Source organism: Streptomyces sp. NPDC091287, assembly GCF_044768525.1.
Classification (GTDB): domain Bacteria; phylum Actinomycetota; class Actinomycetes; order Streptomycetales; family Streptomycetaceae; genus Streptomyces.
Map to the genome: position 1 here is coordinate 1 of NZ_JBIVUV010000001.1, position 23,328 is coordinate 23,328.

19 protein-coding genes are annotated in these 23,328 nt (G+C 73.2%); 10 read left to right on the forward strand and 9 right to left on the reverse strand.

The window, feature by feature from the left end; genetic code table 11:
* Positions 1-184 precede the first annotated feature (184 nt).
* A complete protein-coding gene (locus tag ACIQRW_RS00005) occupies positions 185-1,138 on the reverse strand; it encodes a LysR family transcriptional regulator (RefSeq protein ID WP_403751988.1) in 954 nt (317 codons plus the stop codon).
* A gap of 128 nt (positions 1,139-1,266) precedes the next feature.
* Here ACIQRW_RS00005 and ACIQRW_RS00010 point away from each other — a divergent pair, with 128 nt between their 5' ends.
* The gene (locus ACIQRW_RS00010; protein ID WP_403751991.1) at positions 1,267-2,271 is read left to right on the forward strand and encodes an aldo/keto reductase; all 1,005 of its coding nucleotides are present in this window, start codon (positions 1,267-1,269) and stop codon (positions 2,269-2,271) included.
* 6 nt (positions 2,272-2,277) lie between these two features.
* Here the strand turns inward: ACIQRW_RS00010 and ACIQRW_RS00015 are convergent, their stop codons facing one another.
* From ACIQRW_RS00015 to ACIQRW_RS00025, 3 genes are all read right to left on the reverse strand, one after another.
* Positions 2,278-3,981: a purine-cytosine permease family protein gene (locus tag ACIQRW_RS00015; protein WP_403751994.1), complete on the reverse strand. Its 1,704-nt coding sequence runs from the start codon at positions 3,979-3,981 to the stop codon at positions 2,278-2,280.
* A 69-nt stretch (positions 3,982-4,050) separates the two neighbouring features.
* Entirely contained in the window at positions 4,051-4,398 is a 348-nt protein-coding gene (locus ACIQRW_RS00020) for an EthD domain-containing protein (RefSeq protein WP_403751996.1), read from the reverse strand.
* Positions 4,399-4,623: 225 nt separating this feature from the next.
* Positions 4,624-6,012, reverse strand: a complete 1,389-nt coding sequence (locus ACIQRW_RS00025; protein ID WP_403751999.1) for a PP2C family protein-serine/threonine phosphatase — start codon at positions 6,010-6,012, stop codon at positions 4,624-4,626.
* 313 nt (positions 6,013-6,325) lie between these two features.
* On the opposite strand from ACIQRW_RS00025, the gene ACIQRW_RS00030 reads away from it, so the two are divergent.
* The 8 genes from ACIQRW_RS00030 (at position 6,326) to ACIQRW_RS00065 (ending at position 17,035) form a co-directional block, all read left to right on the forward strand.
* Entirely contained in the window at positions 6,326-7,159 is an 834-nt protein-coding gene (locus tag ACIQRW_RS00030; protein WP_403752002.1) for a M55 family metallopeptidase, read from the forward strand.
* Positions 7,152-8,495 (forward strand): M20/M25/M40 family metallo-hydrolase, encoded by a 1,344-nt coding sequence (locus ACIQRW_RS00035; RefSeq protein ID WP_403752005.1) that lies wholly within the window; start codon positions 7,152-7,154, stop codon positions 8,493-8,495. The genes ACIQRW_RS00030 and ACIQRW_RS00035 overlap by 8 nt, the downstream gene beginning before the upstream one ends.
* A 42-nt stretch (positions 8,496-8,537) precedes the next feature.
* The gene (locus tag ACIQRW_RS00040; protein WP_403752008.1) at positions 8,538-10,553 is read left to right on the forward strand and encodes a prolyl oligopeptidase family serine peptidase; all 2,016 of its coding nucleotides are present in this window, start codon (positions 8,538-8,540) and stop codon (positions 10,551-10,553) included.
* Positions 10,550-11,512 (forward strand): LD-carboxypeptidase, encoded by a 963-nt coding sequence (locus tag ACIQRW_RS00045; protein ID WP_403752011.1) that lies wholly within the window; start codon positions 10,550-10,552, stop codon positions 11,510-11,512. The genes ACIQRW_RS00040 and ACIQRW_RS00045 overlap by 4 nt, the downstream gene beginning before the upstream one ends.
* Positions 11,513-11,764: 252 nt before the next feature.
* Positions 11,765-13,522 (forward strand): CocE/NonD family hydrolase, encoded by a 1,758-nt coding sequence (locus ACIQRW_RS00050; RefSeq protein ID WP_403752014.1) that lies wholly within the window; start codon positions 11,765-11,767, stop codon positions 13,520-13,522.
* Positions 13,523-13,660: 138 nt separating this feature from the next.
* Positions 13,661-13,900, forward strand: coding sequence for a LapA family protein (locus ACIQRW_RS00055; protein WP_403752017.1), 240 nt, complete (start codon positions 13,661-13,663; stop codon positions 13,898-13,900).
* A 78-nt stretch (positions 13,901-13,978) separates the two neighbouring features.
* The gene (locus ACIQRW_RS00060; protein WP_403752019.1) at positions 13,979-14,887 is read left to right on the forward strand and encodes an arginase family protein; all 909 of its coding nucleotides are present in this window, start codon (positions 13,979-13,981) and stop codon (positions 14,885-14,887) included.
* A gap of 153 nt (positions 14,888-15,040) precedes the next feature.
* Entirely contained in the window at positions 15,041-17,035 is a 1,995-nt protein-coding gene (locus tag ACIQRW_RS00065; RefSeq protein WP_403752022.1) for a DUF5107 domain-containing protein, read from the forward strand.
* Between the two features lie 22 nt (positions 17,036-17,057).
* Here the strand turns inward: ACIQRW_RS00065 and ACIQRW_RS00070 are convergent, their stop codons facing one another.
* From ACIQRW_RS00070 to ACIQRW_RS00080, 3 genes are all read right to left on the reverse strand, one after another.
* On the reverse strand, positions 17,058-17,411 hold the full coding sequence (locus ACIQRW_RS00070; protein ID WP_403752025.1) for a VOC family protein: 354 nt from the start codon (positions 17,409-17,411) through the stop codon (positions 17,058-17,060).
* 105 nt (positions 17,412-17,516) lie between these two features.
* Positions 17,517-18,326, reverse strand: coding sequence for a class I SAM-dependent methyltransferase (locus ACIQRW_RS00075; protein WP_403752028.1), 810 nt, complete (start codon positions 18,324-18,326; stop codon positions 17,517-17,519).
* 161 nt (positions 18,327-18,487) lie between these two features.
* Complete coding sequence (locus ACIQRW_RS00080) at positions 18,488-20,008, reverse strand: bifunctional phosphatase PAP2/diacylglycerol kinase family protein (RefSeq protein ID WP_403752031.1); 1,521 nt, start codon at positions 20,006-20,008, stop codon at positions 18,488-18,490.
* A 416-nt stretch (positions 20,009-20,424) separates the two neighbouring features.
* Between ACIQRW_RS00080 and ACIQRW_RS00085 the strand changes: the two genes are divergently transcribed.
* A complete protein-coding gene (locus tag ACIQRW_RS00085) occupies positions 20,425-21,657 on the forward strand; it encodes an aminotransferase class I/II-fold pyridoxal phosphate-dependent enzyme (protein WP_403752034.1) in 1,233 nt (410 codons plus the stop codon).
* Between the two features lie 6 nt (positions 21,658-21,663).
* Here ACIQRW_RS00085 and ACIQRW_RS00090 read toward each other — a convergent pair whose 3' ends face one another.
* Both ACIQRW_RS00090 and ACIQRW_RS00095 read right to left on the reverse strand, forming a co-directional pair.
* Positions 21,664-22,302 (reverse strand): DedA family protein, encoded by a 639-nt coding sequence (locus ACIQRW_RS00090; RefSeq protein WP_403752037.1) that lies wholly within the window; start codon positions 22,300-22,302, stop codon positions 21,664-21,666.
* Positions 22,299-23,081: an MBL fold metallo-hydrolase gene (locus ACIQRW_RS00095; protein ID WP_403752040.1), complete on the reverse strand. Its 783-nt coding sequence runs from the start codon at positions 23,079-23,081 to the stop codon at positions 22,299-22,301. The genes ACIQRW_RS00090 and ACIQRW_RS00095 overlap by 4 nt, the downstream gene beginning before the upstream one ends.
* Between the last annotated feature and the right edge of the window lie 247 nt (positions 23,082-23,328).

Genomic DNA, 23,328 nt, shown 5'->3' on the forward strand with positions numbered 1-23,328 from the left:
TCATCCGAAACAAGATCAGCACGCACCCGGACACCCTGCCGCCCAAGATCACCGGGCACAAGGCCCCCAGCTGAACTCATTCTGAAACGATCAGTAAGACGTATGGGACCGAGGCGAGGCGTACGGGACCGAGGCGTACGGGAACGGGATGGGCCCCCGGAGCCGGTCCGGTGCCGCTCCGATGTCAGCTCACCGCCGGCCCGGCGGGAGCCCGCGCCGGCTCGCGTACCGAGGCCTCCCCGGCCGGCTCCCGCAGCGGGTCCTCCCGCACCAGCCGCATCAGCGCCCGGGCCCCCGGGCTCAGGCTCCGCGCCGCCGGAAGCACCACCACGCTCTCGTACACCGGCCGGCGGGCGCCCGTCAGCTCCACGGCGACCAGCCGGGCCGCCTCCGGCTTGCGGGAGAAGTGGTGCGGCACCACCGCGATCCCCAGCCCCTCCTGCACCAGCTCCAGCAGGCTGTGCACATCGTTGACCTCCAGGCCCACCGTCCGGCGCACCCCCGCCGCCGCGAACGCCGCGTCGGCGGCCCGCCGGGGACCCCAGTCCGGATGGAAGTCGATGAACGACGCCCCGGGCAGCTCCTCCCACCCCACCTCCGGCCGCCCGGCGAACGCGTGCCCCGCCGCGCACAGCAGCACCATCGGCTCCCGGGCCAGCGGCACCAGCTCCCCGCGCCACTCCGCCGGGCTCACCGTCGCCGCGAACGCCAGGTCGAGGCGCCCGCCCGCCACGCCGTCCAGCAGGCTGCTGGTGCCCTCCTGCCGCAGCCTCAGCTCCAGCTGCGGATGCTCCCGGTGGAACGCCGCCAGCAGCCGCGCCGGGCTCACCCCCGCCACGCACTGCTCGACCCCGACCGTCAGCGTCCCGCGCAGCAGCCCCCGTACGGCATCGACCGCGTCCCGCGCCGCCCGCGCGCCCGCCAGCGTGCGCTCCGCCTCCACCAGCAGCGCCCGCCCGGCCTCGGTGAGCCGGACCGTGCGCGTGGTGCGGCTGAACAACGGGGTCCGCAGCTCCTGCTCCAGCGCCCGTACGGAGGCGGAGAGCCCGGACTGCGACACGGCGAGGCGCTCGGCGGCGCGGGTGAAGTGCTGCTCCTCGGCGACGGCGACGAAGTGCTCCAGCTGACGCAATTCCATGATTGAGCAATCTAGGCGATGAATCCGAGCGGAATCTCCTGTTGGACTGCTGGATCCATCTGCGGAAGCCTGGGACGGGTGCGCGCCGGTCCCGGTGCGCACCCCCGTACCCCTCCCGCGGAGCCCGTATGTACCTCCCGTCCGCCGACCGCTACTCCGCCATGCCCTACCGGCGCACCGGACGCAGCGGTCTGAAGCTGCCCGCGCTCTCCCTCGGCCTCTGGCACAACTTCGGAGGCGACCGGACGCCCGAGACGCAGGGCGCCATCCTGCGCCGCGCCTTCGACCTCGGCATCACCCACTTCGACCTGGCCAACAACTACGGCCCGCCGCCCGGCTCCGCCGAACTCACCCTGGGCCGGGCCCTGGCGACCGACTTCGCCCATCTGCGCGACGAGGTCGTCATCTCCACCAAGGCCGGCTACCACATGTGGGAGGGGCCGTACGGGGAGTGGGGCTCGCGGAAGTACCTGCGCTCCTCGCTCGACCAGAGCCTGAAGCGCCTGGGTGTCGAGTACGTCGACATCTTCTACTCCCACCGGCCGGACCCCGAGACTCCCCTCGAAGAGACGATGGGCGCGCTCGACTCCGCCGTACGGCAGGGCAAGGCGCTGTACGTCGGTCTGTCCAACTACTCCGCCGCGCAGACCCGCGAGGCCGCCGCGATCCTCAAGGACCTCGGCACCCCGCTCCTCATCCACCAGCCCCGCTACTCGATGCTCGACCGCCGGATCGAGGACGAAGGGCTCCCGGACGTCCTCGACGAGCTGGGCGCCGGGTCCATCGCGTACTCGCCGCTGGAGCAGGGAATTCTGACCGACCGCTATCTGAACGGCATTCCGGCCGGGTCCCGGGCGGCGGGCGCCAGCCCCTTCCTGAGCGCCGACGCCGTCACCCCGCAGCTGGTGGAGCGGCTGCGCTCGCTGGACGCCCTGGCGAAGGAGCGCGGCCAGTCGCTCGCGCAGCTGGCCCTGGCGTGGGTGCTGCGCGGCGGCCGGCTCACCTCCGCCGTCGTCGGCGCGAGCAGCGTCGCCCAGCTGGAGAACAGCGTCGAGGCCGCCCGGAACCTGGACTTCACCGAGGACGAGCTGTCCCGGATCGAGGAGTTGCTCCGGGACGCGAAGACGGGCTGACGGCGGTCAGGCGCGCGAGGGCGGTACGCCCGGAGAGGGCGGTACCGCCGGCGAGGCCGGCAGGACGTGCTCGCCGGCCTTGTCCGTGCTCAGGCACAGCGAGCAGACCATGGCCTCGTGCGCCGGGCAGGCCGCCAGGTCGGGGCGTTCGTACGACTGGCGGCAGACGTGGCAGTCGTAGGTGACCGGGCTCGGATTGCCCTCGGCGTCCAGCAGCGGCGCCGGGATGCCGTCGTCGCTCCGGCGCAGGTAGTACCTGCCCCGGGTGACGACCGCCATGACCGGGGTGAGGACGAAGGCGATCACGACGGCGGCGACCGGGGAGTACGGCTGGAGCGTGTCCCCGAAGGCGTGGAAGTACATCGCGATGGACAGCCCGGAGGCGGCGAGGAACGCGGTCACGCCGACCGGGTTGACCGCGTAGAGCATGCCCCGGCGGAACTCGGGTGCGTGCGGGGACAGCTTCAGCAGGTACTTGTTGATCCCGATGTCGGTGGCGACGGTGACCACCCAGGCGATGGCGCAGTTCGAGTAGAAGCCCAGGATGCTGTTGAGGAAGCTGAACATGTCGGCCTCCATCAGCACCAGCGCGAACGCCAGGTTGACCAGGACGAAGACCATGCGGCCCGGGTAGTGCTTGGTGACGCGGGTGAAGGAGTTCGTCCACGCCAGCGAACCGGAGTACGCGTTCGTCACGTTGATCTTGATCTGGCTGATGACGACCAGGATCACGGCCAGCGGGACGACCAGCCAGGACGGCATCATCGCGTCGAACGCCCCGCGGAACTGCTGGATCGGCTCGGTCGCCGCGGCCGGTCCCACCTCGGAGAGGATGTAGACGGCGAGAAAGACGCCGATGGCCTGCTTGAGCGCGCCGAGCACCACCCAGCCGGGCCCGGCCATGACCACCGCCGTCCACCAACCGCGCCTGTTCGCCCCGGTTTTCGGCGGCATGAAGCGCAGGTAGTCGATCTGTTCGCCGATCTGCGCGATGAGGGAGAGGCAGACGCCCGCCCCGAGGAGCACGGACGCGGTGTTGACCCCGCCCTCGCCGTCGGTGCCCGCGTAGGCGAGGAAGCTGTCGACGGTGCCCGGTTCGGTGACGACCAGGTAGACCAGCGGCCCGACCATCAGCAGCAGCCAGATCGGGGTGGTCCACACCTGGAGTTTGCTGAGCGCCTTCATGCCGTAGACGACGAGCGGGATGACCATGAGCGTGGAGACGGCGTAGCCCAGCCACAGCGGCAGCCCGAAGCCGAGCTTGAGGCCCTGGGCCATGATCGCGCCTTCGAGGGCGAAGAAGATGACGGTGAAGCTGGCGAAGATGACGCCGGTGAGGACCGAGCCGTAGTAGCCGAAGCCGGAGCCCCGGGTGATCAGGTCCAGGTCGATGTTGTAGCGGGCGGCGTAGTAGGCGAGCGGGAAGCCGGTGACGAAGATCAGGGCCGCGGCGACGGTGATCGCGACCAGCGCGTTGCCGGTGCCGTGGGCCATCGCGATGCCGGCGCCGATGGAGAAGTCGGCCATGTACGCGATGCCGCCCAGCGCGGTGGTCGCCACGACCATCGGGGTCCAGCGCCGGTAACTGCGCGGCGCGAAGCGGAGGGTGTAGTCCTCCAGGGTCTCCCGCACCGCCTGACCGGTGTCCGGTGCGGCGGGCGGTGCGGGGTCCGGTGGGGCCGGGTCGGCGAGCTGTATGCGGGTGTCCATGGCGGGCGACGCTAGGCAGCCGCCGTTACCCTCGCGTACAGCCGGTGTGACAGCGGAGTTTCGGCGCGCTCACGGGCCGAAGACCGGATTCTCGGTCGAGTAGAGGAAGCGGGTCCGGGACCGGTCGAGGAAGTTCTCCTCGTCCGCCGCGATGGTGGTGGTGTAGGTGTCGGAGGTGAACCAGCGGGCGGCGTCCGCGATGGTGTCGACCCACACCTCGGCGACACCGTCGTGGACCGCGGTGCTTATGCCGGGGATCTCGTCGTCGGTGGGCAGTAGTTGGACGTAGCGCCGGACCGGGACCTCTCCGCCGGGAAGAGTCGAGAGCAGAGGGGTGTGCTTCTGCGTCCAGTAGTCCACGAACTCGTCGTGGGAGAGGTCTGACCGCCGGGTCAGGAAGATACTGAGCTTGATCACAGGGGACTCCTCTAGGCCGAGATTGACTTGCCTGGGCAAGTAACAAGATAGCGGGTTTGACTTGCCTGGGCAACAAAGGTTGGTTGCCCAGGCAAGTCGTCCACGTGTACGTACGGCCGCCGATGGCGCATCGAGCCACCACGGGGCTCGGCGAATTGACCCGCGCGACGGTCGCTACACCCTGGCCACGCTGACCGGCAGCGGTCGGCAGAGGCCCCGGCTGCCTCAGGGGGTGGCCACGGCGGGCCCGGCATGCGCGGGTGCCGTTCTGACCGCGATCAGGGCGACGTCGTCCGAGCCGCCTCCGGCCATACCTTCCAGGATCTCGTCGCAGAACGTCGTGAGCGGCTCGCGGGCCAAGGCCGCCGCGTGCTGCCGCAGGCGCGCCAGACCCCGGCCCAGGTCCTCCTCGCGCCGCTCGACGAGGCCGTCCGTGTAGAACAGCACGGTCGAGTTGGGCGGCAGGGTGTCGGTCGTGGCGGGGCGATGGACCTCGGGCTCCACGCCGAGCATGACGCTGCGGCCACCGGTGAGGAAGCGGGTCTCCCCGTCGTGCGTCACGAGCAAGGGGGCGGGATGGCCCGCGACCGCGTAGTGCAGCAGCCACGGCTCGTCCGCGCTCAGTCGTTCGACCAGCGCGTAGATGCAGGTCAGCGTCTGATGGGGATAGAGGATGTGATGGGCCGCGTCCAGCCGGGCGAGGATCTTGCCGGGCGGTTCCTTGCGGTCGCAGGCGATGCCGCGCAGCATGTTGCGGGTCTGGCTCATCATGACGGCGGCCCGCAGGTCATGCCCCGCGATGTCACCGATGATCAGTGTCATCGCTCCGTCCGGCAGCACGAAGGCGTCGTACCAGTCGCCGCCGACGCGCGCGGTGGTGCTCGCAGGCTGGTACCGGGCGGCTACTTCGAGCGGCCCGTCCGTGGGTAGCTCGGGCAGCAGGGAGCGCTGCAACCGCTCGGCCGTGTGCTGAGCCTCGGCGTGCAGGCGCGCGTTGTCGACAGCCAGCGCCACGCGGTGGGCGAGGTCCTCGACGAGGGAGAGGGTGTCCTCGGTCAGCCGGACTTCCCTGCGGGTACGGGCCAGCGTCAGCACGCCGAGCACCTGCCGCCGGGCTCTCAGCGGGGCGACGACCGCCGTATCGGCCGCGAGCCGCTCGAAAATTTGCTTCTCCCGGAGGCACAGCGGGTCATCCTCGTCCTTCGGCGGGGGAAAGTCCGTGAGGAGTACGGGCCCCACACCGAGCAGCGCTCGGGCGACCGAGGCCGCCGACCCTTCGGCCGGAGGCAGCAGCCCCTCGTCCAGGCCCGGGGACGTCACATCGGCGTCCCGGTGCTCGACGACGATCCTGCGCAGCCGTCCGTGGTCGTCGAGCAGGTCGACCGCGCACCAGTCGGCGAGGCCGGGGACGAGCGTGCGGCAGAGCCGACGGAGCCCCTGATCCACTTCGAGCGTGCTGGAAAGGGCCTCTGCCGCGTTGATGAGCAGCGTGAGCCGGTCCAGGGCGTGCTGGACCTCCTCGTCGACCTCGAAGCGATCTGAGCCGTCCGCGTCCCGTTCCGTGCCGGACCCGTGGTGAGGCGGGACACCCGCGTCATCCTGCTTCGCGCACATAGCTGGTTCCTCGCCTTTCTCGCACGTGACGCCGGGGACGTGAGTCGTCGGGCCCCTTTCAGTCTTCAGCACGCGGGGGCTGCGGGCATGCGGGCCATCGAGATCCCGCACGTCCGTGGACGACCGGCGTTCCAGGTCCTCGGTGGGGCCGGGCCGGGCCCCGGGCGCCCGACGAGGGCCACCGGCGGGAGCAACGACGTGAGCGCCGGCGGGCGCACCGGCAGGACCGCTGGAGGGACCTTCGGCGGACTGGACCTCTGACGGGCCGCCCCTCCCTGGCCCGCGCCGCTCACGGCGCGTACGGTGTGGCGGCATGAAGATCCTCATCAGCGCGGACATGGAAGGCGCCACCGGAGTGACCTGGCCGGCCGACGTGCTGCCGGGGACGCCGCAGTGGGAGCGCTGCCGATCGATGTTCACCTCCGACGTGAACGCGGCCGCGCTCGGCTTCTACGACGGCGGCGCCGACGAGGTCCTGGTCAACGAGGCCCACTGGTCGATGCGCAACCTGCTGCTGGAGCACATGGACGAACGCGTCCAGATGCTCACCGGCAAGCACAAGTCGCTGTCCATGGTCGAGGGCATCCAGCACGGCGACGTGGACGCGGTGGCCTTCGTCGGCTACCACACCGGAGCCGGCACGGAGGGCGTCCTCGCCCACACCTACCTCGCCAACTCCATCACCGGCGTCTGGATCAACGACGTCCGCGCGAGCGAGGGGCTGCTCAACGCCCATGTCGCCGCCGAATACGGCGTGCCCGTCGTCCTCGTCACCGGCGACGACCTGACCTGCGTGGACGCCGAGGGATACGCCCCCGACGCCCGGAAGGTCGCCGTCAAGGACTACGTATCCCGTTACGCCGCCGTGTGCCGCACCCCGGCCCGTACCGCCGCCGACATCAGGGCGGCGGCGAAGACCGCCTGTGCCCTCGCGGGGCGTCGGGACCCCGTCACCGGGAAGGCGTTCACCATCGAGCTGGAGTTCGACGCCGAACATCTGGCGGCGGCCGCGACCGTGGTCCCCGGCGTGGCGCCGAGCGGGGAGAGGCGCGTCGCGTACACCAGCGCGACGATGTACGAAGGAATTCGCACGTTCAAGGCGGTGACGACGATCGTGTCGGCCGCTGTGGAGGAACAGTATGGCTGAGGCCCCCGACCTGCTCGGACCCGTCGACCGGCAGGCACTCGACGAGGTGGTGACGTTCACCTCCGAACTCATCCGCATCGACACCACCAACCGGGGCGGCGGTGACTGCCGGGAGCGGCCGGCCGCCGAGTACGTCGCGGAGCGGCTCTCCGACGCCGGAATCGAGCCGACGCTGCTGGAGCGGACCCCCGGCCGGACCAACGTGGTCGCCCGGATCCCCGGCACCGACCCGTCGGCCGACGCGCTCCTCGTCCACGGCCACCTCGACGTGGTGCCCGCCGAGCCCGCCGACTGGAGCGTGCACCCCTTCTCCGGCGAGGTGAGCGACGGGGTCGTGTGGGGCAGGGGCGCCGTCGACATGAAGAACATGGACGCGATGGTCCTCTCCGTCGTACGGGGCTGGGCCCGCGAGGGCTTCCGCCCCCGGCGCGACATCGTCATCGCGTACACCGCCGACGAGGAGGACAGCGCCGCCGACGGCTCCGGCTTCCTCGCCGACCAGCATCCGGAGCTGTTCGAGGGCTGCACGGAGGGCATCAGCGAGTCGGGCGCCTTCACCTTCCACGCGGGCGACGGTCTCTCGCTGTACCCGATCGCTGCGGGCGAGCGCGGCACCGGCTGGCTGAAGCTGACCGCCGAGGGCCGGGCCGGGCACGGCTCCAAGGTCAACCGGGAGAACGCGGTGAGCACCCTGGCCGCCGCCGTCGCCCGGATCGGCGAGCACGAGTGGCCCATCCGCCTCACCCCGACCGTCCGCGCCGCGATCACCGAGATCGCCGCCCTGCACGGCATCACCGCCGATCTGGACGAGCCCGGCTTCGACGTCGCCCAACTCCTCGGCAAGCTCGGCCCGGCCGCGTCCCTGGTCGAGAACACCGTCCGCAACAGCAGCAACCCGACGATGCTGGACGCCGGTTACAAGGTCAACGTCATTCCCGGCCACGCCGCCGCCTTCATCGACGGGCGCATGGTCCCCGGCGGCGACGACGAGTTCCACGCGACCCTGGACCGGCTCACCGGCCCGTCGGTCTCCTGGGAGTTCTACCACCGCGAGACGGCCCTTCAGGCCCCCGTGGACTCCCCGACGTACGCCAAGCTGCGCGCCGCCGTCGAGCGGTTCGACCCGGACGCGCACACCGTCCCGTACTGCATGTCGGGCGGCACCGACGCCAAGCAGTTCTCCCGCCTCGGCATCACCGGCTACGGCTTCACCCCGCTGAAGCTGCCCGTCGGCTTCGACTACCAGCGGCTCTTCCACGGCGTCGACGAGCGCGTCCCCGTCGACGCCCTCCACTTCGGCGTCCGCGTGCTCGACCACTACCTGCGCACCGCCTGACCGCCTGCCGACCCGATCCGCGCCCCGGGGGGACCGACCTACGTGAACACCGTGCCAGCAGCCCCGTACGGAACCTGGCCGTCGCCGGTCGACGCGGCACTCGCCGCCTCGCACGACGGCCGCCCCGACCACCTCGGCACCATCGGGGACGAGGTGTGGTGGACCGAGCCGCGCCCCGCCGAGGGCGGTCGGCGCGCATTGATGCGCCGCCGCGCCGACGGCACCACCGCCCCCGTGCTGCCCGCCCCCTGGAACACCCGCAGCCGGGTGATCGAGTACGGCGGACAGCCCTGGGCGGGCACCGTGCGCGAGAACGGCGAACTCCTCGTGGTGTTCGTCCACTTCACCGACCAGCGGCTGTACGCCTACGCCCCCGACGGGCCCGACGGGCCGTGGCCGCTCACCCCCGTCTCGGACGTCGGCGGCGGGCTGCGCTGGGTGGACCCGCAGGTGCGCCCGGAGCACGGGGCGGCGGGCGAGGTCTGGTGCGTGCTGGAGGAGTTCACCGGGCCCGCGCCCACCGACGTACGGCGCGTCGTCGCTGCCGTGCCGCTCGACGGCTCGGCTGCGGGCGACCGGGCGGCGGTCCGTGAACTCTCCGACGACCGGCACCGGTTCGTCACCGGCCCCAAGGTCTCCCACGACGGGCGGCGGGCGGCCTGGATCGCCTGGGACCATCCCCGGATGCCGTGGGACGGCACGGTGGTCATGCTGGCGGACATCGACGGAACGGGCGGGTTCACCGGCGTACGGCCTCTCGTCGGCGACCTCGACGAATCGGTCTGCCAGGTGGAGTGGGACCGCGACGGCAGCCTTCTGTTCGTCTCCGACCTCGCCGACTGGTGGGAGCTCCAGCGCATCCGCCCCGACGCGCCTCCCGGCGGCGCGGTCCCCAGCAGCCGCCTCCTGCCGCCCCGGGGCGAGGAGTTCGGCGGAGCCCTCTGGAAGATCGGGCTGCGCTGGTTCCATCCGCTGGACAACGGGCTGATCGCCGTCCTGCACGGCAGGGGCGGCATGCGGCTCGGCATCCTCGACCCGGAGACCGGGGAACTCGCCGACGTGCCGGGCCCCTGGACCGCCTGGGCCGACACGCTCGCCGTCCACGGCAGCCGGGTCGTCGGCGTCGCGGCGAGCCCCCGCAGCGGCCCCGAGATCGTCGAGCTGGACACCGCGACCGGGCACACCCGCGTCATCGGCGCACCCCACCACGACGCGGTCGACCCCGCGTACTACCCGGTGCCCGAGGACCGCACCTTCACCGGCCCCGACGGCCGCGAGATCCACGCCCACATCTACCCGCCGCACAGCCCCGACCGCACCGGACCCGAGGGCGAGAAGCCCCCGTACGTCGTCTGGGCGCACGGCGGCCCCACCGGCCACGCACCGCTCGTCCTCGATCTGGAGATCGCCTACTTCACCTCGCGCGGCATCGGCGTGGCCGATGTCAACTACGGCGGCTCCACCGGCTACGGCCGCGGCTACCGCGAACTCCTGCGCGGCCAGTGGGGCGTGGTCGACGTGGCCGACTGCGCGGCCGTCGCCTCGGCCCTCGTCGAGGAGGGCGCCGCCGACCCGGACAAGCTCGCCGTCCGGGGCGGCAGCGCGGGCGGCTGGACCACCGCCGCATCGCTGACCAGCACCGACATCTACGCCTGCGGGACGATTCTCTATCCGATCCTGGATCTCGAAGGGTGGGCCACGGACGAGACCCACGACTTCGAGTCGCAGTACCTGGAGTCCCTCGTCGGCCCGTACGCCGAGGTGCCCGAGCGCTACCGGGAACGTTCCCCGATCAACCGCACCGACCGGCTGAACACCCCCTTCCTGCTGCTCCAGGGCCTGGACGACGTGATCTGCCCACCCGCCCAGTGCGAGCGGTTCCTCGCCGCCCTCGCCGGCCGGGGAGTCGCCCACGCCTATATCGCCTTCGAGGGGGAGAGCCACGGATTCCGGCGCGTGGAGACCATGGTCCGCGCACTGGAAGCAGAACTCTCCCTCTACGCGCAGACGTTCGGTATCGACCGCCCCGACGTGCCGCCCCTGGAGCTGACCACGTGACCGGCCAGGACCACGGCTTCGCGGCGCCCCTCGCCCGGCCGCCCCGGCTGCGCCCCGGCTCCCGGGTCGCCGTCGTCGCGCCCAGCGGCCCCGTCCCCGCCGACCGGCTGGAGGAGGGGCTCGCCGTCCTGCGCGACTGGGGACTCCAACCCGTCGTCGGCGCCCATGTGCTTACCAGGCACCCGGAGTTGGACTACCTCGCCGGGTCGGACGCGGGCCGCGCGGAGGACCTTGAGCAGGCCTGGTGCGACCCGACCGTGGAGGCCGTGCTGTGCGCCCGGGGAGGATACGGCGCCCACCGCATGGTCGACCTGGTCGACTGGGCGGCGGTCCGGGCCGCCGGACCCAAGGCGTTCGTCGGCTACAGCGACATCACGGTGCTGCACGAGGCGCTCGCCGTGCGGGCCGGGTTCGCGACCCTGCACGGGCCGATGATCGCCACCGAGACGTTCCTCAAGGACGCGGCGACCCGCGAGCACCTGCGCGCCACCCTCTTCGCCCCGGAGACCGTGACCACCCTCGGCCTGGAGTCGGCCGGCGCCCTGGTCCCCGGCCGGGCGCGGGGCGTCCTGTACGGCGGTTGCGTCAGCCTGCTCGCCGCCGGAACCGGCGCCCCGGGCGGCCGGACCCACGCCCGGGGCGGACTGCTGGTGATCGAGGACACCGGGGAGGAGCCCTACCGGCTGGACGGCATCCTCACCCGGCTCCTGCGGTCCGGAGCCCTCGACGGAGTCGCCGGGGTCGCCTGCGGCTCCTGGCAGGAGTGCGGCCCGTACGAGAAGATCCGCGCCGTGCTCGCCGACCGGCTCGGACCACTGGGCATACCCGTGGTCGAGGAGCTGGGCTTTGGTCACGGTCCGACCGCGCTGACGATCCCCCTGGGCGCGCCCGCGGTGCTCGACGTCCCGGCGGACGGCGGGCGTTGCACGCTGACCGTCGGGACCCCCGCCCTGCGCTGAACCTCCTCGGCCCTTCCGCCCCTGTTCGCGCCCGCGCCGCTGTCCGCGCGGGCACGAGGACGCCCGCGCCGCTGTCCGCGCGGGCACGAGGATGTGTGCGTTCTCCCGCGAAACGTGAACATCCGTCAAGAACCACGGACCGATACGTTGACACGGCTATGAGCTGTGTCACAGCATGAGCGCGGCCCAGTACTTACCGGTCGGTAAGGTGTCCTCGGTGTGGAGGTCTTCGTGTCAGGTGCTGTTTCCAGAGTGCGCGGCCCGCTCGTGGCGGTCGCCGGGGCGGCCCTCGTCGCCCCCCTCGTCCTCGCCGGCCCGGCCCACGCCGAGGCCGGCCAGTACACCGTCACCCCGCTGGAGTTCACCGTCGAGGCGGGCGGCCGCACCTGCACGGTGGACGCCGACCTCTACCGGCCCGCCGGGGCAGACGCGGACAGCCCCGCCCCCGCGGTCCTCGCCACCAACGGCTTCGGCGGCAGCAAGTCCGACGGCTCCACCGACACCATCGGCAAGGCCTTCGCCGAACGCGGCTACGTCGGCCTCGTCTACTCCGGCCTCGGCTTCGGCGGGTCCGGCTGCCTGATCACCCTCGACGATCCCGCCATCGACGGAAAGGCCGCCGGCGAACTCCTGGACTTCCTCGGGGGAGTTCGCGCGGCCGACGACGGAACCGAGGCCGACTTCGTCACCCAGGACGCCGACGGCGACCCGCGGGTCGGCATGATCGGCGGCTCCTACGGCGGCGCGATCCAGCTGGCGACCGCCGCGGTCGACCCCCGGGTCGACGCCCTCGTCCCGCTGATCACCTGGAACGACCTCGGCTACGCACTGGCCCCCAACAACACCGGGGCGCGCACCGGCGTCACCTCCGACACCCCCGGCGTCTTCAAGTGGCAGTGGACCAACGGCTTCTACCTGATCGGCGAGGGCCAGCCGCTCCTCAACCCGAGCCTGGACCCCTCCCGCATCAACCGGCTGGACTGCCTGCACTTCGCCACCCGCGCCTGCGAGACCATCCGGCTCCTCAACTCCGGCCGCTACCCCGCCGACCGCACCGAGGAGATGCTCGCCTACGCGCGCAGCGTCTCGCCCGTCTCCTACCTCGACCGGGTCAAGGCCCCCACGCTGATCGTCCAGGGCCAGGCCGACAGCCTCTTCAACCTCAACGAGGCCACCGCCACCTACCGGACGCTCAAGGCGCAGGGCACCGAGACGAAGATGATCTGGCAGTCCTGGGGACACAGCGGCGGCCAGGTTCCCGGCGAACTCGACCTGAGCCAGGGCAATCTGGAGACCAGCCACGTCGGACAGCGGGTACTGGCCTGGTTCGACCGCTACCTCCACGGGAAGACGGACACCGACACCGGGCCCGCCTTCTCCTACTACCGCGACTGGCAGAGCGGCTACGGCTCCGCCGCCGACGTCCCCGCCCTCTCCCGGTCCCTGTACCTCTCCGGCGACGGCAAACTCGTCGACAACCGCTCCAAGGTGGCGCGCGGCAGCCGTCAGTACACCAACTGGCTCGTGCCGACGAGCCACTCCGAGAGCTCCATCGCCCCGCTGATCGGACTGCCCGCCCCCGAGCCGTACGACACCAGGGGCACCTACCTCGGCTGGCGCGGCGAACCCCTCACCGAGCCCCTCGACGTCGTCGGCGCGCCGCGGGCCACCCTGAAGGTTCTCTCGCCGAAGACGGAGCGGGTCCAGAACAGCGGCGACGCCTCCGACAAGCTCGTCCTGTTCGCCAAGGTCTACGACGTCGCGCCCGACGGCAGCCGTACGCTGGTGAACCGGCTCGTCTCCCCGGTCCGGGTCCCCGACGTCACCCGGCCCTTCACGGTGGAGCTGCCGGGCATCGTCCACCGGTACGAGAAGGGGCACCGCCTGGAGTTCGTGATCGCCGCCAGCGACACCGCCTACTTCGGCAACCGGGGCGTCAAGCCCGTCACCGTCGTCCACGCCCCCGAGGACACCGGCGTACTGGAACTCCCGGTGGTCCCGGCCGGCTGACGCCCGCCACCCCGTTCACCCGAACGGCCGTACACCACCGCCCCCCGGGCCCGGCAGCCGGACATGCTGGGACCCCGGGGGGCGGTCGCGTGCACGACGGCGGGCCGGACGGCGAGAAGCGAGCGGAAGGGCCGGACCATGAGCCCCAAGGACGTATCGAGCGGCAGCGGACGCGGCACGGGGTGGATCACCCCGGGGCGCATCGTGGTCGCCGTGGTGGTCGTGCTCGTCGCCGTGTTCATCTGCGTGAACACGAGCAAGGTCACCATCCGGATGCTGATCCCCGAGGTGACGATGCCCCTCTGGTTCGCGCTGCTGGCCATGTTCCTGATCGGCCTCGGCTGCGGCGGCTACCTCTTCCGCCGGAAGGGCAAGTGACAGCGGCCCCGCACCGGATTCCTCCCGCACGGTGAAACCGCTTGAGGGCCCCGGGCCGTTGCGGCGAGGATGAGCCGTATGCGTACGATCGTGGTCCTCGACGCCCCTTCCAACCTCGGACTGCGCCCGCCGGCCCCCGGCACCGTCCCGGGCTGCCACAAACTGGCCGGTGCCCTGCGCGAACAACGGATCGTGCGCCGCCTCGGAGCGCTGGAGGGTGGTGTCGTCGTCCCGCCGCGCTACGACCTGGGCGACTGGCAGGAGGGCGACGGGGTGTTCAACGCCGCCGCCATCGCCCGGTACACCCGCACCCTCGCCGACCGCATCGAAGGCCACGTACGGGCCGGGGAGTTCGCTCTGGTCCTCGGCGGGGACTGCTCCATCCAGCTCGGCGCCTCCCTCGCCCTGCGCCGCCTCGGCCGGTACGGACTCGCCGCCGTCGACGGATCCGCGGACTTCCGGCACTCCGGCAACAGCGACCGGATCGGCGCGGCCGGCGGCGAGGAACTGGCCATCGCCACCGGCCGGGGCCAGGCGGACCTCAGCGACCTCGAAGGGCTCGGCCCCTACCTCAGGGACGAGGACGTCCGCCTCTTCGGCATGCGGGACGAGGACGAGGACCAGGCCGAGCTGGCCGCGCTGAAGATCCCCCACGCGACCGTCGGGCAGATCCGCGAGTGGGGCGCGGACGTCCTCGCGCGGGCCACCGTGGAGAGCCTGGAGACCCCCGCACTCGACGGCTACTGGGTCCACCTGGACGCCGACGTCCTCGACCCGGCCGTCATGCCCGCCGTCGACAGCCCCGACGACGGCGGCCTCCTCCCGCACGAACTCGCCCCGCTGCTGCGCACGCTCGTCTCCTCCCCGCGCTGCGTCGGGCTGAACGTCACCATCTACGACCCCGATCTCGACCCGGACGGCACGGCGGGCGCGCTGCTCGCCGACCTCGTCGTCGACGCGTTCACGGACACCGCCCCGGACGCCTGAGGAGCCGGCCCCGGCCTTGCGGAGTCCGGGGCGGACCCCGAGCGCGCGAAAATCCGGCCGACGGGCCTCTGGCCCACGTGGCCACCTGCGTGTTCCATGGTCACCGGGGGCGCCCGGACCTGCGGCGGCCCGCCGCGAGGGAACGAGGGTGCCTTGGCCACGACCGTACGACGTGCCGTACTGAACCTGCCCGCAGCGCCGCTCGGGCCGGAGAACCCGCTCCCGCCGCTGCGGGCGTCCGCGCCGCCGCCCGTGCTCGACCCCCGGGAACGGGCGGGCCTGCCCCGCGACATGGCCCGGCAACTGGGCCACCGGCCGCTGCGCACGGTACTGCCCACCCGGCTGCTCGACGGTTACGGGCGTGAGCGCACCCCCACCGACATCGACGCCGTCGTCATCGAGAACGCCCGGCTGCGCGTCACCGTGCTGCCCGGACTCGGTGGCCGGATCCACTCCCTGCACCACAAACCCACCGGTCGCGAACTGCTCCACCGCAACCCGGTCCTCCAGCCCGCCGCCTTCGCCCTCAACGGGGCCTGGTTCTCCGGTGGTATCGAGTGGAACATCGGCGCCACCGGCCACACCACCCTGTCCTGCGCACCGCTCCACGCCGCACTGGTGCCCGCCCCGGACGGCTCCACGATGGTCCGGCTCTGGGAATGGGAGCGGCTGCGCGACCTGCCCTTCCAGGTGGACCTCTGGCTCCCCGACGACTCCGACTTCCTCCACGTCGGCGTGCGGATACGCAACCCGCACGAACAGCCCGCACCGGTCTACTGGTGGTCCAACATCGCCGTCCCGGAGACCCCGGACACCCGCGTACTGGCCCCGGCCGACGAGGCCTGGCACTTCGGCTACGACCACGCCCTCACCCGGGTCGGCGTCCCGGAGTCGGGCGGCCTCGACCACACCTATCCGCTGCGCTCCGAGTACCCCGCCGACCACTTCTACGAGCTGCCCGACGGCGCCCGGCGCTGGATCGCCGCGCTCGACGGGGACGGCCACGGGCTCGCCCAGACCTCCACCGACCTGCTGCGCGGCCGCAAACTGTTCCGCTGGGGGCACGGGAGAGGCGGCCGCCGCTGGCAGGAGTGGCTGAACGGGCCCGGGGGCGGCGGCTACGCGGAGATCCAGGCCGGGCTGGCCCGCACCCAGCTGGAGCACGTCCCGCTGGAGGCGGGCGCCGCGTTCAGCTGGCTGGAGTCCTACGGTCCGCTCTCCGCCGACCCGGCCGCCGTGCACGGCCGGGACTGGGCCGCAGCCACCGGGGAGGCCGCCGCGCGGCTGGAGGAGGCTCTCCCGCGCGGCGCGGTGGACGAGGCGTACGCGGCCTGGCTGCCGCACGCCGACGCCGAACCGGGCGAGATGCTCGCCACCGGCTCCGGCTGGGGCGCGCTGGAGGTGCTGCGGGGCGGCCACCGGCTGCCCGGCACCCCGTTCCCCGCCACCGCCATCGGCGCCCAGCAGGCCCCCTGGCGGGAGTTGCTGGAGCACGGCACCCTGCCGAAGCCGGACCCGCACGGCATACCCGGCCCGACACCGGTCTCGCGGCCCTGGCGGGACATGCTGGAGACCGCCGACGCCGACCCGCACACCGAATACCACCTCGGCATCGCGCAGTGGCACGCCGACGACCGGGCGCAGGCCGTCCGCAGCTGGGAACGCGGCCTGGAGTGCGGCCCCGCGCCGCGCTGGCCCCTGCTGCGCTGCCTCGCCGTCGCCGCCGAGGAGAGCGGCAGGCCGGACCACGCCGCCGAGCTGTACGCGGAGGCCTTCGCGGACCTCGGGGCTCCCGGGGCCGTCGGAGCGGAGGACCTCACGGCGTCGGCGGAGGACACAGCCCTCCTCGTCGCCCTGGCCCGCGAGACCGTCGAGGCACACCTGTCGGCCGACCGGCCCGGGCCGGCCCGGGCGCTGCTGGCCGGGCTGCCGGGGGAGATCCGTGAGCGCGGACGCTTCCGGCTGCTCCTCGCCCGGATCCTGGTCGCCGAGGGAGACACCGGGGCGGCCCGGGAGATCTTCGACGCCGGATTCGAGGTCGCCGATCTGCGCGAAGGGGCCGGAATCCTCGGCGAGCTGTGGGCGTCCGTCAGCGACGAACCGCTTCCGGACGCCTACGACTTCCGCATGCGCCCGCCCCAGGAGTGATCAACGCGCCCCGGGCGGCCGGTCAGACGGTGACGTTGCGGTCCACGTACTCGAAGACCGAGCCGTCCGGGTGCAGCGCGATGAGGTTACGGCCCGCCGGGGTCGGCACCGGTCCCGCGAGGACCCGCGCGCCCGCCCGGGTCAGCGCCGCGTTCGCCTCGTCGACGTCCTTGACGGCGATGGTCGCGCCCACCTTGCGCAGCACCTCCAGCTCCGACTCGGGCCCGCTCATCAACAGGAAGCAGCCGATCGCGGCCACCGACACCCCGCCGCGCTCGAAGCGCAGGGCCGACGTGCCCGTCAGCCCCTCGTAGAAGGCCACCGAGGCCTCCAGGTCGTCGACGCAGATACGCAGCGTGGTTCCGAGGATCTCCATGCCTACGAGGGTAGTTGGCGGCCGCCACCGGTGTGATCGGTTCCGGGCGGGCCGGAGAACCTCTTCACCTCGTACCGCCTCACCCCACGCCGTCCTCCCGTCGCCTCAGGCCCGGCAGAGCACCTCGCCGTGCGGGACCATGAACCAGCCGTCGCCCTCCTCGCCCCAGGAGCGCCACGCCCCGGCGATGGCCGTGAGCTGCTCGGCGCTCGCGTGCCCGCCCCGTACCGCGAGCTCGGCGTAGACCGAGTCCGTCGTACGGTCCGCCCACAGGCCGCTCCACCAGGCGCGGCTCTCCGGGGTGGCGAAGCACCAGGCGGCCGCGGTGGGGATGATGTCGGTGAACCCGGCCCGCCGCGCCCAGGAGAGGAGCCTGCGGCCGGCGTCGGGCTCGCCGCCGTTGCCGCGGGCCACCCGGCCGTACACCTCCAACCACTCGCCGAGACCAGGGGCCTGCGGATACCAGGTCATCGCCGCATAGTCGCTGTCCCGCGCCGCGACCACCCCGCCGGGTCGGCAGACGCGCCGCATCTCACGCAGCGCCTGGACGGGGTCGCCCACGTGCTGGAGCACCTGATGGGCGTGGACCACGTCGAACGAGTCGTCGGGGAAGTCCAGGGCGTGGACGTCGGCCACCGCGAACTCGACGTTCTCCAGGCCCCGTTCGGCGGCCACCGCGGCGGCCTGACCGAGGATGTCCTCGGTGGTGTCCACCGCGGTGACCCGGCCCGGGGCAACCAGCGCGGCCAGATCGGCGGTGATGGTCCCGGGGCCGCAGCCGACGTCCAGCACGGCCAGGCCGGGGCGGAGTTCGTCGAGGAGGTACGCCGCCGAGTTGGTGGCGGTCCGCCAGCGGTGCGAGCGCAGGACCGACTCGTGGTGGCCGTGCGTGTACACGGCGGTCTCCTTCGGCATGGCGTTGTGTCCTCTCCCGAAAACCTCGCGCCGACGGGCGCGGCGACAGGAACACCGTACGCCGACATGTCGAATGATGAGATAGGCGTCTTGATATGCGGACGGCTGCTGGGTGGTGCCTGAAAGTTCAGCCTGGTTTCGCCGAGGGAAGGCCCAGGTGGTCAGGTCGGCATCGGGCAGTAGACGGTCAGCGCCTCCGGCAGCTTGTCGATCGTCAGCTCCGTTCCGGAGTGGGCCACTTCACCGTCGTACGCGTACGGAGTCCCCGCCGCGAGGCCGCCGATCCGCACCCGGCGCCGCCGCACGGCGGCATGGGCGGGGGAGCGGGTCAGCGGTCCCGCCACCGCCGCCGCCAGCAGACGCAACGCAGGCGTCCGGCCGCCGTGCACCACCCGGACGTCCAGCAGCCCGTCCGCCAGGTTGTGGCGGCGCCCCGGGGCGGGGCCCACCCGCTGGAAGAGGCCGTTGCCGACGAAGAGCAGCCACAACCGCCGCCTGCGCCCCTGGAGTTCGGCCTCCAGCGGTTGCCGGCCGCCCAGCACGTGGAAGGCCGCGAGCACGCCGGCCGGCCAGCCGCCGATCCGCGGCGACCAGTGCTCCCGGGTGCGCACCAGCTCCGGATAGACACCCAGCGAGAAGGCGTTGAGGAAATACCCGTCCGCCCCGTCCGCCCCCTTGGGCCCCGGCCGGAAGCGGCCGAGGTCCACCTTGATGGCGTCGCCGGCGGTGAGGGCGGCGGCGGTCTCGTGGACGGTCTCGATGCCCAGGTCGTAGGCGAAGTGGTTGAGCGTGCCGCCGGGGAAGACCGCCAGCGGCATCCCGTGCGTCGCCGCCACGGAGGCCGCCAGATTCACCGTGCCGTCACCTCCGCAGACGCCCAGCGCCCGGCCCCGGCCCGCCGCCTTCTCCATCGCGGCCGACAGCTCCTCCGGCGGCACCTCCACCACCTCCGCCGCGGGCAGCGCCTCGCGCACCAACGACGCGGTCGCCGTGGCCGTGCCCGACTCCTGGTTCACCACCACGACGAGGTCCTTCCCCGCGGGCAGGGCCGGGGCCTCGCCCGGCGGACGGCCGGGGGCGGGCAGCTGGCCCCGGGTGGGCACGACCCCGCGCAGGGCGAACGCGGCCCCTATGCCGAGCGCCGCACCCGCCAGCACATCGCTCGGATAGTGGACCCCGGTGTAGACGCGGGAGGCGGCCACGGCCACCGCGACCGGGGCCACGACCGCTCCCCAGCCCCTGGACTCCAGAGCCACCCCCGTGGCGAAGGCCGCCGCCGACGCCGCGTGGCCCGAGGGGAAGGAGGTGGTGATCGGCTGCCGCTTGAGCTGCCGCACCACCGGCACCAGGTCCGCTATCGGCCGCTCGCGGCGCACCGCGCCCTTGCCGACCGTGTTGATCGCCGCCGACGCCACGGCGAGGGACGCCACCCCGCGCAGCGCGGCCCGACGCGAGCGCGCACTGCTGCCGAGGGCCGCGATCCCGGCCGCCGCCCCGAACCAGAGCAGCCCGTGGTTGGCGCTCCGGCTCAGCTTCGGCAGCAGCGGATCGGCGCCCGGCCAGTGCCGGTCCGCGACGCTCCGGAAGACGGACAGGTCCCGCTCCTGCAGCCAGCCGCGCAACCGGGCGACGGCGGGAGCGGTGGTGTTGACGGTGGCGGGTGAGGTTCTCGGGGAGGCCATGGATCAGCGAATACCCGGCCGGGCCACGCTGAACCAGCAGGCGCGCTGAGACCCCGGCCACGCGCCGCCACCGGCCGGCGGAACAGCCCACGCGGCGGCGGCCCCCGGAGCGGGCGCGCGACTGGGCGGGCGGGCCGCCCGGAACCTCCGTATAAAGAAGCCAGAGGCCGTCATAAAGAAGCCAGAGGCCGTCGACAGAAGGAAGCCGGAGGCCGTCGACCGGAGAAGGCGGGGTCCGTCGACCGTGGAAGCCGGCGGCCGTCGACCGGAAAACGAAACCGGAGCACCCGGTCCGGACCCTGGACCCCGGACCCGGACCCGGACCTGATGGTCCTGGCGGCGCTGCGGAGACGCCGGAGTCGCCGCAGACGCGGAGCGAAGAAGCGAAGAAGCGAAGAGCGGCGGAGGAGGGCCGGATGCACGGGACCGAGGACCACGCACCCGCGCACGAGGACCACGGCCCCGTCCGCTACGGGCCGCCCGCCCCCGACCCCGGCCTCCCGGTCCTCTCGGAACTGGCCGCCGTCCTTGCCGCCGCCTCGGCCAGGACCCGCCCGGAACCCCCCGGTGGAGGGGCCCGGCTGCGCGAGGCGGCCCGCGGCTACTGGGACCGGCGGGGACTGCACGGGGCGGCGGGCGGCATCGCCGCCGCCCCCGGCGCCCAGCCGCTCCTCCTGGCCCTGATCGGCGCCCATGGCGGCGACGTCCTCATGCCCCGCCCCTGCCCGGCCGCCTGGATGCCGCAGGCCCGCCTGCTGGGCCGTCCCGCATACCACGTGCCGACCCCGGCCGAATGCGGCGGCGTGCCCGACCCGTACGCCCTGCTGGAGACCGTCCGCCGGGTCCGTGCGGAGGGCGGCCGGCCGCAACTGCTGCTGCTCTCCGTCGTGGACGACCCCACGGCCACCGTCGCTCCGCCCGAACTGGTCCACGAGGCGTGCGAGGCGGCGGTCGGTGAAGGGCTGCACATCATCAGCGACGAGACCTGGCGCGACACCGTGCACCGGCCCCGCGACACCGTCCTGCTCAGCCCCGCCGAGATGTGCCCGGACGATGTCACGGTGATCGCCGACCTGTCCGGAGCCCTCGTACCGGCCGCCTGGCCGGTCGCCGTCGCCCGTTTCCCGGACACCGCCCGGGCCGCCGTCCGGCACGCCCGCACCCTGGACATCCTCACCGCGCTCGGCGCCCTCGTCGCGACTCCGGTCGCCCACGCGGCCGCCCGCGCGCTGGGGGAGCCGGAGTCCGTGCGCGAGAGGATCCGGCGCGCCGCGGCGCTCCAGGCCGAGGTCGCCTCCGCCGCCCACCGTGCGGTCCTCGGCTCCGGCGCGCTGGCCCGCCCACCGCAGGCGGGCCGCCACCTCTACGCCGACCTCGGGCCGCTGCGCTCGCGGCTGGCGGACGTGGGCGTGACGGACTCCATGGAGCTGGAGGATTACCTTACCGACCGGCTCGGCGCACCGGCCCCGGGCGGACACCGCTTCGGGGACGAGCTGGGCGCCCTGCGCGTACGCCTGGGCACCGGACCCCTGCTGGGGGCCACACCGCAGCAGCAGACGGAGTCCCTCACCGCAGCCGAGCCCCTGGAGCTCGCGCACGTGGCGCGGGCGCTGGACAGCTTCGCGGCGGTGTTCGGCGCGCTGCGCTGAGCGCGGCTACGACGGCTCGCGGCCGAACCGCGACCGCAGCCTGCGCCACACCGCCGGAGCCCCGCTGATCAGCAGCGTCAGGGCGACCGCCGCGACCACCCCCTGCCACGGCTCCGGGAACAGCGAACCGCCCAGGATGCCGATCAACTGGTACGTCGCCGCCCAGGCGAGGCAGGCCGGAACATCGCCCCGGGCGAACCGCCGCAACGGCATCCTGCCCAGCAGACACGCCAGCATCACCGGGATCCGCCCGGCCGGAACGAGACGGGACAGCACCAGCACCGCCCCGCCGTGATCCGCCAGCTTCTCCTGCGCCTGGGCCAGCCGCTCCGGCGCGGCCCGGCGGGTGATCGCCTCCAGCCACTTCGAACCGTTCTTCGACCGGACCCCGCGCTGCCCCAGCCAGTACAGACAGACGTCCCCGAGGAACGCGGCGGTCGACGCTGTCAGGAACACGAAGAGCAGGGTGAGTGGCGACGTCTGGTGGAAGGCCACCACCGCCGCCGAACTCACCAGCGCCCCCGTCGGCACCACGGGCACCAAGGACCCCAGCGCCACCAGGGCGAACAGCGTCGGGTAGCCGACCGCCTGCTGGGTCGACTCGGTGGGCAGTTCCCGCACCACCTGCTGGATCTCCTGGATCACGGGCCGGCCTCCGGCCTGACGCGTTCGCCGTGCCCCAGCAGATGCACGGTCACCTCGGGCGCACGCTTCGCCGCGTGCCGTACGAACTCGTCGCCCGGCGCGTGGAACTCGTGCGGGCGCACCCCGTCCAGACCGATCGGCCAGTACGTGCCGTAGTGCACCGGCACCGCCGACCTCGGCGCCAGACGGGTCAGCGCCTCGGCGGCGCGGGCCGGGTCCAGATGGCTGGGCCCCAGGAAGGGGCCCCAGCCGCCCACCGGCAGCAGCGCCACGTCCACCGGCCCCACCGCGTCGGCCATCCCGTCGAAGAGCCCGGTGTCCCCGGCGAAGTACGTCCGTGCCTCGCCCTCGACCACATAGCCGAGCGCCGGCGCGCGGTGCGGCCCGACCGGCAGCCGCCGCCCGTCGTGCAGGGCGGGGACCGCCCGCACCCGCACCTCGCCGACGCGCACCGTCTCGCCCGGTTTCACCTCGGTGACGTGCAGCTGTCGCATCCGCCGCAGCGCCCGCAGACCCGGCACGGCCGCGACCGCGCCGCTCGGCACGACCAGTCGGCTGCCGGGAGCCAGCCGGGCCAGCGACGGCAGATGCAGATGGTCGGAGTGCAGATGGGAGATCAGCACCACCTCGGCGACCGCGGCCTGCGGTGGCGGTACCTCGCCCCGGCGGCGGCGCAGATGCGCGAAGCGCCGTACGAACAGGGGGTCGGTCAGCACCCGCACCCCCGAGTCCTCGATCGTGCAGGTGGCATGACCCCACCAGGTGATCTCCACCGGCACCTCGGCCTCCTCGCTCGATCCTCGTCATCACTGATCACTGATCACTGATCACTGATCCGATATCTGTGATCTGTGAATCCCTGATCCCGGAATCCCTGATCCCGGCCCGGGGGGGGGGGGGGGGGGGGGGCCCGGCCCCCCCCCCGGGGCCCCCCCCCGCCCCCCCCCCCCCCCCCCCCCCCCCCCCCCGGCCCCCCCCCCCCCCCCCCCCCCCCCCCCCCCCCCCCCCCCCCCCCCCCCCCCCCGT